Source organism: Rothia sp. HMSC058E10 (assembly GCF_001809415.1).
Lineage (GTDB): Bacteria > Actinomycetota > Actinomycetes > Actinomycetales > Micrococcaceae > Rothia > Rothia dentocariosa.
Genome location: NZ_KV797641.1, coordinates 47,880 through 61,030 on the forward strand (window position 1 = coordinate 47,880; position 13,151 = coordinate 61,030).

The window sequence follows — 13,151 nt, forward strand, 5'->3', positions numbered from 1 at the left end:
CTAAGATTCTGATTTCGCCTCGCCGTGCACAAGGGCGCGAGCAGCATCCGTCGATACCGGCTTAACTGGAGCCTGCGCTGTCTTGACCGGCTGAGGTGTGTTGTTGCGGTATCCGCGCAAACGTTTTTGATCAAACTCAGGCTTTTTATCGGCAGCAAGCGAGGTTGCGGTATTAACGGCTCCCAACAGCATGTCTGCGATGGAACCGGCTACCGGGGATGCTGCCCGTTCCGGTTCTTTGCCGCTGCCGGAATGCTCTGCGTCCCACTGGTCATATGCTTCATCAAGGTCTTCCTGACCGGTAGGTTTCTGCTCAGTATCTTCTTGAGTGGAGGTTTCTTGCTTATCTTTCTCATCGTTACGAGCATTGAGCTCGCTACGGGTCACGATTGAAGGCACAACCTCACGAAGCTCTTCAACGGTAATAGCACCTTCACGAACCACAACATAAGGGGTCGAAGTACAGTCCAGGATTGTGGACGGTTTGCTTTCGCCAACGCTTCCGTCTTCCTGTGGTGCAGGACGAGGACCATCGTCCACAACAAGCGTGACGTCCTTACCCAGCTGAGTAAGCGCTTCTTCGGCATTAGCTGCCGCAGGCTGTCCTGTCTTGTTAGCCGAAGACACCGCCAATGGACCGTGCTCAGTCAGGAGCTTGAGCGCAAACTTATCGTCAGGAACACGTACAGCAACCGTCCCTTGGGTTTCGCCCAAATCCCACGTCAGCGATGGATAGGAATACAGAATAATCGTTAGTGCTCCGGGCCAAAACTTATTGCCCAAATCATATACATCGTTTGGGATTTCGTCAGCAACGCCCGCAAGAGCTGCAAGGTCGAATATCAGCACAGGCGGAGGCATGGTACGGGAACGGCCTTTATCAGCCAGAAGCTTCGAAACGCCCTGATGCGAGAAAGCATCACAGGCGATGCCGTAGACGGTATCGGTAGGAATCACGATAGTTTCGTGGGCATTCAATGCCTCACGAGCGGCTTCGACGGCCTCCGTGGTCTCGGTATCAGTCGTTACTGGGTACAGCTTTGCGTTCACGTGCCTTATTCTCTCATGTTTTGGTACGAGGCGGTGGATGGCGTGACAAGGTTACGCAATAAGCGAGTAGCCACACCCGAATATACCGCTCTCTACCGGGGTTTATATCCTGCGGTATGTCTGGGTTTGCCGTTCAAATCTCGGATTGAGTATATGCTCACAAACCCCTGTGCCGCTAATGTCTCAGCCACTCGGGTCTCTTGTGAATCATCGTGCTCCATCATAAAGAAACCGCCGGGACGCAAAAGATAGTGAGCCCGAGCGATTACCTCCCGAGGAATTTCCATGCCGTCTTCTCCCCCGCCATAAAGCGCCATTTGCGGGTCATACTCGGCGACTTCAGGAGCCTGGGGTTTGCGGTGGGGAGGAATATATGGAGGGTTTGAAAGCACCAAGTCAAAGTATCCGGGCAGATCTTCAAGCGAGGTACGAATATCGCCCGGAATAAGGTGTACGTTCTGAGGATCAAGATTCTTGCGTGCCCAGAGGAGAGCCTGCTCGGAAAGTTCAACCGCAAAAACTTCTGCTTGAGGATTCTCTTCTTTAATCGCTGCGGCGATTGCCCCGGATCCCGTGCATAAATCCACGACGCGAGGGCGAGCGTTAGACTCGTATGACGCCAAGACCCGCAGAGCTTCCTCCACTAGAAGCTCAGTTTCAGGACGGGGGATAAAAACACCCGGACCTACCTTTATCTCCAGGTGATAAAAAGGTGCGACCCCCGTAATATGCTGCAACGGAACGCGCTGAGCTCTACACTCTAGCAGTTCCGTATAGCGTACTGAATCTTGTGGGGTAATCCTACGCCCCATCAGGGCGAACCGCTGCACGTCCGCACGAGTTACTGAGGATTCCCCATAGCTACCGCGCTGAACTCCTTGAGAATCCGTATCTAACAGATATGCGGCAAGAAGTTCGGCGTCTGCTCGGTATTGTTCTATCCCGGCGTGACGCAGTACATCAGCACCGCGGCGCAAGGCTTCATCAAGCCCTTCGCCGCGGTGTGCTGTTGGGGTGACCCGTAATCCTGTCACTTCTGCGTTGCCTCGGATTATTCCTGCTCTTGTCCGACCTGTTCCAGTCGGTGAGCCTCATCCATTTCGATGGCAGACTGCACGACTGGATCAAGGTCGCCGTCCAAAACCGCATCCAAGTTATATGCCTTGTACCCAGTACGGTGATCGGCAATACGGTTCTCGGGGAAGTTGTAGGTACGTATGCGTTCCGAACGGTCCATCGTGCGCACCTGAGAGGCACGATGCGCGGCGTTCTCAGCGTCGATCTGCTCCTGCTGATGCGCCAGCAAACGGGCACGCAGCACGCGCATTGCAGCTTCGCGGTTCTGCAGCTGTGATTTCTCATTCTGCATAGCCACAACAATGCCCGTAGGAAGGTGAGTAATACGCACGGCAGAGTCGGTTGTATTCACAGACTGTCCACCGGGACCGGAAGAACGGTAAACATCAATCTTCAGGTCGTTCTGACTGATCTCGATCTCTTCGGGTTCATCAACCTCAGGAAATACGAGCACGCCCGCAGCCGACGTGTGAATGCGCCCCTGTGATTCAGTCGCGGGAACACGCTGAACTCGGTGCACGCCGCCTTCATATTTCATGTGTGCCCATACGCCTTCGGCAGGTTCGTTGGAGGTTCCCTTGATTGCTATCTGGGCATCCTTGTACCCACCCACATCGGTACTGGTGGAGGAAATAACCTCAGTCTTCCAGCCCTTATGCTCGGCATAACGCAGATACATGCGCAAAAGGTCACCCGCGAAGAGAGCCGCCTCATCGCCGCCCGCGCCCGCTTTGACCTCAAGAATAACGTTGCGACCATCATCAGGATCACGAGGGATCAAAAGACGGCGTAGCCTCTCTTGGGCTTCTTCAAGCTCGGCCTCAAGAGTAGGAATCTCAGCCGCAAACTCAGGGTCTTCTGAGGCCATTTCACGCGCCGCTTCTAAGTCATCCGCCAAGGACTTGTATTTGTTATATGCGGTCACGATACCGGTGAGTTCCGCATAACGCCGCCCCACGCGGCGAGCCTTCCCCTGATTTGCCTGAACGGCGGGGTCAGCCAGCTGCTCCTGAAGCTCAGTGTGCTCGTCAAGGAGCACCTGGATAGACTCAAACATTTTTGCTCTCTTACCTTTGTATACGCGCCGATTTTCGGGACTCGCGTATATCTTCACTTCATTATTACAGGGTCTAGGCACCGCACACCCCGTACCGCACAATCTTTTGGGCGGTACGGGGCGAACAATGCTGTGCGATAACCGCTACGAGACGGTTACCTTGCTAATCCACAAGGCGCAGCCCATTCTTCTGAACGGTCAGCAAGAATTCAACGTTGCTCTCAGTCTTCCGAAGCTGGTTCGTAAGAATATTTAGAGCCTGCTCGGGTTCCATACCGGCCAGAGCACGGCGCAGACCCCACATAATCTTAACTTCGTCCGGAGAGAGCAGATTCTCTTCGCGGCGTGTGCCGGAGGCGTTAATATCCACCGCCGGGAAAATACGCTTATCGGCGAGCTGACGTGACAGACGCAGTTCCATATTACCGGTGCCCTTGAACTCTTCGAAGATAACTTCATCCATCTTCGAGCCGGTCTCTACCAGAGCCGTCGCCAGAATAGTAAGCGAGCCACCTTCTTCGATGTTACGAGCGGCACCGAAGAATTTCTTCGGCGGGTACAGAGCGGCAGAATCGACACCGCCGGACAGAATACGGCCGGAGGCAGGAGCCGCAAGGTTGTAGGCACGCCCCAGACGAGTCATGGAATCCAGCAGCACGACCACATCGTAACCCAGCTCAACCATACGCTTAGCTCGTTCGATAGCCAACTCAGCAACGGTGGTGTGATCCTCAGCAGGACGGTCGAAGGTTGAAGCTATAACCTCGCCGGAGACCGTGCGCTGCATGTCGGTTACTTCTTCAGGGCGTTCATCCACCAAAACCATCATGAGGTAAACCTCAGGGTTGTTGGCAGTAATAGCGTTCGCGATCGACTGCAGCATAAGGGTTTTACCGGCCTTTGGCGGCGAAACGATCAGACCGCGCTGACCTTTACCGATCGGAGATACCAAATCAACAACACGGGTACCCAGTTTCTTCGGGGTAGTCTCTAGGCGCAGACGTTCCTTGGGATACAGCGGGGTAAGTTTCGAGAACTCACGACGGCTGGAAGCTTCTTCCACAGGCTGCCCGTTAATAGCCTCTACCTTCACAAGCGCGTTGAAACGCTGGCGCGAGTTTTGTTCTCCCTCGCGCGGCACGCGAATAGCGCCCAGAATATGGTCACCCTTACGCATGTGGTAACGCTTAACCTGAGCCAGGGATACATAGACATCGTTCGGACCGGGCAGATAGCCGGAGGTACGCACAAAAGCATAATTATCGAGGATATCGAGGACACCGGAAATAGGTGCCAGTACGTCGTCCTCATTCACCTGAGGCTCATCGGAGTCCCCACGACGGTTACGACGATCATTCTTTTCATAGCGGTCACGCTTATTGCGGCGGCTAGTGCGCTCCTCACGATTCTGATTCTGTTTTTCGAATCGTTGATCGTTTTTCTCGGAACGCTCATTCTTCTCAGAACGGTCACGCTTGTTACGGCGGCTAGTGCGCTCTTCGGCCTCTTCTTCGCCCTTACGACGGTTATTCCGATCGCGTGTGCGTGTACGTTTAGTCGGCTTCTCAGGTTCAGAGCCGAAAGTCATATCCAGAGCCGCCGTAATGGAGTCCAGGGTAGTAGAGCCGTCCGAAGTTGTGGCTTTCAAATCGGCGGAATTCTCGGGAAGATCACGTTGTGCAGAACGCGAACCGATGCTTTCAGAAGCCAGTTCTGCTTTCACATCTAAGGGAGGCAAATCCGCATTCTTACCCTCTTGGGGACCGCGACCGTTCTTAGCTTCACGGTCTTTCCGAGATCGTGAATTTCGAGTGCGGCGAGTGGTACGTTCCTCGTGCTCGAGGGTCTCGGTACTCTCGCCAGATGCTGCTTCTTCGGAAGATTTCTTTGTTAAGGAAGCCTCATCAGGTTTAGCGGCTTCTTCAGAAGCTGCCTTAGCGGCCTTGCGACTACGCGCGCGCTTCTGTGCCGGAGTCTCATCCTGCGCTTGAGAATCTTGCGACTTTGAGCGGGTGTTTTTAGAAGTTTTCGTGCTTTCTTGAGTCGAGGCAGCCTCGGCACCTTCGGTGGTGCCGCCGCGCTGATGCAGGGTTAACGCTTCCACAAGCTCAGCCTTCTTCATTTTCAGGTATCCACGAATACCGAGCTGCTGAGCGAGAGTACGAAGCTGTGCGACCTTCAAGCCGCTGAATTCGGAGAAAGCGTCACCGGAACCGGTGCCATTATCCTCGATCACGACAATGTTCTTTGCCAAACGATTTATCCTTTTAGTCAGGGACACCCAGAAAATCCTCTCAGAATTGAGGATCGGGTTTTTCTCATCATGCGTACAGTGTAGAAACTACATACCGCATACTGTGCGGTATCGCGCTACGCTGTATTGCCTCATATATATCCGAGGCACTCACTTTCGAACCGTCGTTACGTGAGGTCAAGAAACGGCAAAGTCCTTGTGAAGTGAGGCAAAAAAATACATAACCACAGAAAAAATATTTCCTCGCGAGCTCCCCACGGAAGAAGAAGCATACGCGAACACACAAAAAGACGTGGTTCAAAGAAAATACTTTCCATTCCCGGATGTGGCGGTTCTTCGTGCGACCGGGAGATAAAATAAACACGACAAACCATGTCAGGTGAAAAACACCTTACTGTGTAACTATAACACCTTCTGCATCGATTTCAAGGGGCATGACGCGCCATGACAGGCGACGCCCCTCATATTCGCTTCCCTCATGAGTAGCCTCAAACTCAGCGATCGCTCGCTGTGCTGCTGCGACTTCTTCACAGCTACGGGAGAAGGTTAATACGGTAGGCCCGGCCCCCGAAATTACGGCGGGAAGCTGCCGATCACGCAGATAGGCGACCAGCGCCGCACTCGGCTGCATCGCAGGAATACGGTAGCCCTGATGCAGATAGTCCACGGTTGCATCCATAAGATACTCCGGTGCCTGCGAAAGGGCTTGAATCAATAAAGCGGCACGGCCTGAGTTTGCCGCAGCTTGCTCATGCGGAATCTCGGCAGGAATCAGCGAACGCGCAAGTTTTGTAGAAACTTCATAATCGGGCACCGCTACGATAGGTACAACGGCAGAATGAACCGGTACGACCAGCGAGCGCCAGTTCCCCAGTTCGCCCCAGGATATTGACAGTGAACCATGCACCGAAGGCGCCACATTATCGGGGTGTCCTTCAAGGTCTGAAGCTACTTGAAGAATCTGGTCACGACTCAATTGAGTGTGCTCGGGAAGCAACCCGGAAGCCGCCGCAACGCCCGCAACAATAGCGGAGGCAGATGAGCCCATGCCCCGTGAATGCGGAATACGATTGTGTGCCGTCAGCCTGAGGGCCGGGAAATCATGAAGTCCGACCTTCTCAAAAGTGGAACGCATCGCCTGAATCACCAGATGGGTTTCATCGCGCGGTACGGCCTCGCTGCCCTCGCCTGAAAGCTCAAACTCTAAACCTTCAGAAATACGCTCAACCCTGAGTTCATCATAAAACCCTAAAGCCACCCCTAAGGTATCGTAGCCGGGCCCGAGGTTAGCGCTTGATGCCGGGACCTTGACGGTGACGGTTTTACCGACAGGAATATCTGCGCATGTGATAGGGGTATCGGAATTCGACATGGAAACCTCGGGTGCATGTGGATGTTAGGAGCGCATACTGTGCTGTTCAAGCGGTGGAACAACACTAATGTCACTTACTTTACGAGAATTTATCCTAGCATTGAGCGGGTTACGGACAGAATAAGACGCCCTTGCCCAAGAAAATTTTCTCGGACAAGGGCGCATCGACCTATCGGTTAACAGGCTATAGGGTGGTTAGTTCAGGTCAAGAATATCTGCCACAGCTACAACATCAAAGGCTGCCTTAGTCGGCTCAACCTTCGCACCGTTGACCGGTTCCAACGCCCACTGCGGGTCCTTCAAACCGTGACCCGTAACCGTAATGACAATGGTCTTGCCCTCGGGAGCCTCACCCGTGCGATATTTCTTGAGCAGACCCGCAACACCAGCGGCTGAAGCGGGCTCAACGAAAACACCCTCGCGGGAAGAGAGCCAGCGGTGCGCCTCAAGAATCTCCTCATCGGTAACAGCTTCAATCACGCCGCCGGATTCATCACGTGCCGCCTCAGCTTTCTCCCACGAGGCAGGGTTGCCGATGCGAATTGCGGTCGCAATCGTTTCGGGAGTGTCAATCGGGTGCCCTGCAACAATCGGAGCCGCGCCAGCTGCTTGGAAACCCCACATGATGGGTCGCTTGGTGGTAACCGGCTCTAGAACCTTGCCGTCACGGTTCGTATAAGGCTCGGAATACTCCTTGTATCCCTTCCAATAAGCGGTAATATTACCCGCGTTACCTACCGGGAGCAAGTGGTAATCGGGGGCGTCTCCCAGAGTATCGACGACCTCAAAAGAACCGGTCTTCTGCCCCTCAATGCGGTAGGGGTTCACCGAGTTCACCAAGAATACTGGGTAATTCTCGCTGAGTTTACGGGCAATTTCGAGGCAGTTATCGAAGTTTCCGTCAATCTGAATAATATCGGCACCGTGGGCGATTGCCTGCGAGAGTTTACCCATCGAAATCTTGCCGTCCGGCACGAGTACCGCGCAGCGCATCCCCGCTTGAAGCGCATATGCCGCTGCCGACGCTGAAGTATTACCGGTCGAAGCGCACACAACAGCCTTCGCACCTTCGCGTTTAGCGGCGGTAATAGCGCTCGTCATGCCACGGTCTTTGAAAGATCCGGTGGGGTTCATCCCCTCGAATTTGAGGTATACCGTATTGCCAGTCTGCGCTGACAGCGCCGGTGCGTGAATCAGCGGTGTTCCGCCTTCGCCTAGAGTTACCGGTTTTACCTCGTCCCCGAACGGAAGACGGTCGCGGTATTCGTTAATGACGCCCTGCCACACATGTGCCATGGGATTCTCCTACTTTCTGCTGATGGTTTTACTCGCGCGGACTTGAGAATTTCCGCGCTGAAATTCTAGTCTTCCTGATCTATTTACCGGACTCGACGCGAATCACGGAAATAATCTCGCGCACAGTATCTAAACCGTCGATCACCGCGATCGCGCGGCGCAGGTCAGAGTCCTTGGCAGAGTGCGTCACCAAGCGAATCTGTGCGGCGCCATCCCGCGGAGTAGATTGACGCAAAGAATCCACCGAAATACCGTGTTCGGCGAAAATACGAGCAATATTTGCGAGCACGCCCAATTTGTCATCAACCAACATGCCTACCGAATAGCGGGAGATAATGTCACCCAATCCGGTAGCAGGCAGCTGCGCGTAAGAGGACTCGGGCACACCCGGACCACCCAATACCAGACGGCGCGCCAACGACACAAAATCACCCAGAACGGCAGAAGCGGTCGGTGCCCCACCGGCACCGGGACCGTAGAACATCAGCTCGCCTGCGTTCTGCGCCTGTACAAACACGGCATTAAATGCGCCATGGACACCTGCCAGTGGATGCTGCCGCGGAATAAGCGTAGGAGCTACACGGATATTGACTCCGTCACCATCTCGCTCACAAATAGCCAGGAGTTTAATCACGTAGCCGTCGGCATCTGCGGCGGCAACGTCATCGGCACTTACAGCGGTAATACCCTCTACGTGAACGTCATCAATGGTGAAATCAGAGTGGAACGCCAATGAGGCTACAATAGCAGCCTTTGATGCAGCATCGTGGCCTTCAACGTCGGCGGTGGGGTCTGCTTCGGCATAGCCGAGTTCCTGGGCGTCTTTGAGTGCATCGGCAAAGGTTGCGCCGGTGGTATCCATCTGATCCAGAATGTAGTTGGTGGTGCCGTTCATAATGCCCAGCACACGTGTGACGGTATCGCCTGCCAAAGAATCACGCAGGGGACGCAAAATCGGAATTGCACCGGCGACCGCTGCCTCATAAGAAAGCTGTGCGCCAGACTTATCGGCAGCAGCCTGAAGCTCAACACCGTGTTTTGCCAGAAGCGCTTTATTACCCGAAACCACCGATTTACCAGATTCTAGAGCACGCATAATGCGGGTTCGTGCAGGTTCAATACCGCCGGTCAGCTCGATCACCACGTCGGCAGCGTCAATCAGGGCGTCTGCGTCGGTGGTATACAGCCCTGGGTCGGCATCCCAGTGGCGTTTAGCCGCAGTATCACGCACGGCTATACCGATCAGCTCAACAGGTGCCCCTATACGTTCTTTGAGAACCGCGCTATCCTCACTAAAAATACGCGCTACCTGAGAACCAACGTTCCCAGCGCCGAGCAGAGCAACCTTAATGGTGTCAGTCACGTTATCTCCTACATTTTGACCGAGTGGTGAACGCGCCAGTACGGAACGGGCAACGTCATCATCAACTGTATCAAGAGAGCGGAACCTGGGCGCGGTCAAGACGCCAACATTACCGCCATTTACGGGGGTGTCGTTATATTACGTGCAGCTTCTTACCCAAACATGCGCCATGCGGTGTCATCATGCGGAAAAGATTCAGTGCCCGTACTAGAAACCCGTGTCTAGAGCAAGCATCTCATCTTCGCTTTGTCGACGAATAATAGGATACGCCGCCTCCCCCGCCGACGTAGCAATAACCGGCGGGCGGCTCAGGTAGTTATAGTTCGACCCCAGCACATAACAGTACGCCCCGGTGGCTGGCACCGCGAGAATATCCCCCGCCTGAAGGTCAGCGGGAAGATAGCAGTACCGCACCACAATATCACCCGATTCGCAGTGTTTACCTACCACACGTGAAAGCACCTGCTCTCCCGCCGGGGCGCGGTTCGCCAAGGTTACCGCATAGTCGGCGTCATAGAGCACCGGGCGCGCATTATCGCTCATACCGCCGTCCACCGAGACATACCGGCGCACTCGAATCTGACCGTGCTCATCCTCAATACTCACGTTTTTAATGGTGCCGACGGTGTAGAGCGTCGCCCCTGAGGGGCCTGAAATCGAGCGGCCAGGTTCAAAAGACATATGCGGAATCGTCATGCCAAGACGCCCGCAGGTTGCCGCGACAGCATCCGCAATCGAGACGGTAATCTGCTCAATACTGCGCGGGGTATCGGCCTCGGTATAACCGATACCGTAGCCGCCGCCCAGGTCAAGCTCAGGCAGGCTAAGACCGTATTTCTGGTTCACGGCATGCATAAAGGTGAGGGCAGTATCTGCCGCTTGCTCGAAACCCTGAGCCTCAAAAATCTGCGAACCTATATGGCAGTGAATCCCCCGGAATTCCAGGGAATCCGTAGCGGTGAGAATACCGGCGGCAAGCATCGCGTAGGATTCATTCTCGGTACTCGTCCAATACTCAAGTTCATCGGCATCTAACCCGGCAAGACGCGCGGTTCCAGGCTGAAGCGACATCCCAAATTTTTGATCTTCATGCGCCGTAGCAATAGATTCGTGGGTGGAGGCATGTACCCCGGGCGTAATCCGAATGAGCACGGGTACCGCCGGATACGGCTCCTGCCCCGCTGCGGCGCGTTCTGTGTTCAGCTCGGCATGCACATCCGCGATGAGTTTAAGCTCGTCAACGGAATCTGCCACCACACGCCCTACCCCGTGTTTGATGGCGCGCGCAATCTCGCCGCGCGACTTGTTATTACCGTGCAGCGCGATATTTTGCCCGGGAACCTGCGCCCGCAGGGCAATCGCCAGTTCCCCGCCCGATGCCGTATCAAGACACAAACCTTCCTCATACGCCCACCGCGCCACGGACGTGCACAGGAATGATTTTCCCGCGTAGTAGACACTCACCTGCGCGCCATACCGGGCGAAAGCATCCTCGAATGCCTGGCGGTACCCGCGTGCCCTAGCTCGGAATGTATCTTCCGAAAATACGTACTGCGGAGTATCAAACTTTTTGACAAGCTCACTCGCTGCAATGCCGTCGATGGTTAGCTCTCCCCCATGATTACGCTGAAATGAGTCCGTCCAGATGGTACGGTTCAGCTCAGCCGGATGTTCGGGGCAGGTAAGCCAGTCGGGGGCGTACAGGGATTGTGCGTCGCTCATGCAGAAGTCCTCGGGTCTTGTGTCACGGTCACAGATTCGTGATGCCATCACCACTATATCGGAACGCCTTGCTGCCACGATGCTGCTCATAGGTGGTGTTCAGATAGCGGATAAACCAATATACAAAAGCCGCGTGCCCCGTCATCGTGTTGGCGGGGTACGCAGCTTCCGGTCGGTTCGGCATTACATACGCTCGGGGGCGGTGACCCCCAGCAGACCCAATCCGTTGGCGAGTACCTGACGTGTTGCATTGTTGAGAAGCAAACGGGTACGGTGCAGATCAGTCACTGGCTCATCGCCCTTTGGAGCCACGCGCGAGAGGCCGTACCAGCTGTGGTAGGCCGCCGCAAGGTTTTCCAGATAACGGCTCATGCGGTGCGGCTCGTAGAATTCCGCTGCAGTACGCACGGTTGCCGGGTATTGCCCCAGCACTGCAAGAAGCTCAGTATCTGCGGGCGTATTCAAAAGCCCTGTGTCCACGCCATCGGCAAGATGCACGCCAGCATCAATGGCATTACGTTCTACAGCCGCGGTGCGGGCGTGCGCATACTGCACATAATAGACAGGGTTATCGCTGCTCTTCTGCACAAGCAGATCAAGATCGATATCAATTGTGCTGTCTACCGAGTAGCGAATGAGTTCGTAACGTGCCGCATCCACGCCCACAGCCTCTACAAGGTCTTCAAGGGTGACGACATTACCGGCACGCTTCGACATACGCACGTGTTTGCCGTCCTTGACAAGGTTCACCAGCTGCCCAATCATGACCTCGATCTGCTCGGTCCGGTACCCCAAGATTTGAGCGATAGCCTTGAGTCGTCCTACGTAGCCGCTATGGTCTGCGCCAAGCATATAGATGGCTATGTCCGCAGGGTTCTCAGGACGAGTCATTTTATTGCGGAAATACGCAATATCTCCAGCAACATAGGCGTGATTACCATCCGATTTAATGACCACCCGGTCTTTATCATCGCCGTAGTCGGTGGTGCGCATCCACCACGCGCCCTCGGATTCAAAAAGCTGACCATCCTGTTTCATCTGCTCAATGATGCGGTCGGCCTCGCCAGATTCAAATACCGAGTTTTCGTGGAAGAAGACATCAAAGTCGGTACCGAAACGGTGCAGAGACTCTTTAATCTGTGCGAACATAAGCTCGGTTCCGATTTCACGGAAAACTTCTGCAGGGTTTTCGGCGTCGAGCGCGTCTGGGCGTTGGGCGAGAATCTGATCTTTGATATCGGTAATATAGGCGCCCGCATAGCCGTCTTCAGGGGTAGGCTCTCCCTTGGCTGCAGCAAGAAGCGAGTTTACGAACCGATCAATTTGAGTGCCGTGGTCGTTGAAATAGTATTCGCGCACCACATTTGCGCCCTCGGCTTCGAGGATATTGGCGAGCGCGTCGCCCACGGCCGCCCAGCGGGTGCTGCCCAAGTGGATGGGGCCGGTGGGGTTAGCCGAAACGAACTCGAGGTTAATGGTTTTCCCCGCGAACTTATCGCTCGTACCGTAAGATTCGCCTGCTTCTACAATAGTTGCGGCTAGTGTGCCTGCCGCTGCCGCATCCAGGGTGATATTGAGGAAGCCGGGGCCAGCAATATCTACCGTTGACACCCCCGGAATTGAGGCAATTTTATCGGCAAGAACGGTTGCTACTTCGCGAGGGTTCTTGCCAACTTTCTTGGCGAGCTGCAGCGCAATATTAGTCGCCCAGTCACCGTGTTCGCGAGATTTGGGGCGCTCCACGCGCGCGAGGGGAAGCTCTGCATTATCTGTAAGGGTAAGCTGACCGGATTCGATAGTTTTATCGAGTTCTTGAGCAATTGCTGCTGATAGTTCTTCGGGAGTCATAGCTACATATTCTAGCAACATCTGATAGGATATAGAGGTTCGCTTGTGCGCCGTATGCGGCTGAAACGCCTAGTTTCCGGTTGAGGTGCCAAGGCGGTCACCAAAATTTCAT

General features: G+C 54.7%; 10 protein-coding genes. All 10 read right to left on the bottom strand.

Going from position 1 to position 13,151, the window contains the following annotated elements:
* Window positions 1-1,050: an L-threonylcarbamoyladenylate synthase gene (locus HMPREF2609_RS08600; RefSeq protein WP_070449534.1), complete on the bottom strand. Its 1,050-nt coding sequence runs from the start codon at window positions 1,048-1,050 to the stop codon at window positions 1-3.
* A 92-nt stretch (window positions 1,051-1,142) separates the two neighbouring features.
* Window positions 1,143-2,084: a peptide chain release factor N(5)-glutamine methyltransferase gene (prmC, locus tag HMPREF2609_RS08605; RefSeq protein WP_048754815.1), complete on the bottom strand. Its 942-nt coding sequence runs from the start codon at window positions 2,082-2,084 to the stop codon at window positions 1,143-1,145.
* A gap of 17 nt (window positions 2,085-2,101) precedes the next feature.
* Window positions 2,102-3,184, bottom strand: a complete 1,083-nt coding sequence (gene prfA / locus HMPREF2609_RS08610) for a peptide chain release factor 1 (protein ID WP_048754816.1) — start codon at window positions 3,182-3,184, stop codon at window positions 2,102-2,104.
* A gap of 163 nt (window positions 3,185-3,347) precedes the next feature.
* Window positions 3,348-5,438, bottom strand: a complete 2,091-nt coding sequence (gene rho / locus HMPREF2609_RS08615) for a transcription termination factor Rho (protein ID WP_053089336.1) — start codon at window positions 5,436-5,438, stop codon at window positions 3,348-3,350.
* Between the two features lie 391 nt (window positions 5,439-5,829).
* Window positions 5,830-6,810 (bottom strand): homoserine kinase, encoded by a 981-nt coding sequence (gene thrB / locus HMPREF2609_RS08620; RefSeq protein WP_048754817.1) that lies wholly within the window; start codon window positions 6,808-6,810, stop codon window positions 5,830-5,832.
* 195 nt (window positions 6,811-7,005) lie between these two features.
* Complete coding sequence (gene thrC / locus HMPREF2609_RS08625) at window positions 7,006-8,106, bottom strand: threonine synthase (RefSeq protein ID WP_070536418.1); 1,101 nt, start codon at window positions 8,104-8,106, stop codon at window positions 7,006-7,008.
* A 79-nt stretch (window positions 8,107-8,185) separates the two neighbouring features.
* Window positions 8,186-9,469 carry a homoserine dehydrogenase gene (locus HMPREF2609_RS08630; RefSeq protein ID WP_070536420.1) on the bottom strand — a complete coding sequence of 428 codons (1,284 nt, stop codon included), beginning with the start codon at window positions 9,467-9,469 and terminating at the stop codon, window positions 8,186-8,188.
* A gap of 207 nt (window positions 9,470-9,676) precedes the next feature.
* A complete protein-coding gene (locus HMPREF2609_RS08635) occupies window positions 9,677-11,191 on the bottom strand; it encodes a diaminopimelate decarboxylase family protein (protein ID WP_070536422.1) in 1,515 nt (504 codons plus the stop codon).
* 28 nt (window positions 11,192-11,219) lie between these two features.
* On the bottom strand, window positions 11,220-11,375 hold the full coding sequence (locus tag HMPREF2609_RS10955; RefSeq protein ID WP_013398870.1) for a hypothetical protein: 156 nt from the start codon (window positions 11,373-11,375) through the stop codon (window positions 11,220-11,222).
* Complete coding sequence (gene argS / locus HMPREF2609_RS08640; protein WP_210391466.1) at window positions 11,375-13,039, bottom strand: arginine--tRNA ligase; 1,665 nt, start codon at window positions 13,037-13,039, stop codon at window positions 11,375-11,377. Before argS ends, HMPREF2609_RS10955 begins: the two co-directional genes overlap by 1 nt.
* Between the last annotated feature and the right edge of the window lie 112 nt (window positions 13,040-13,151).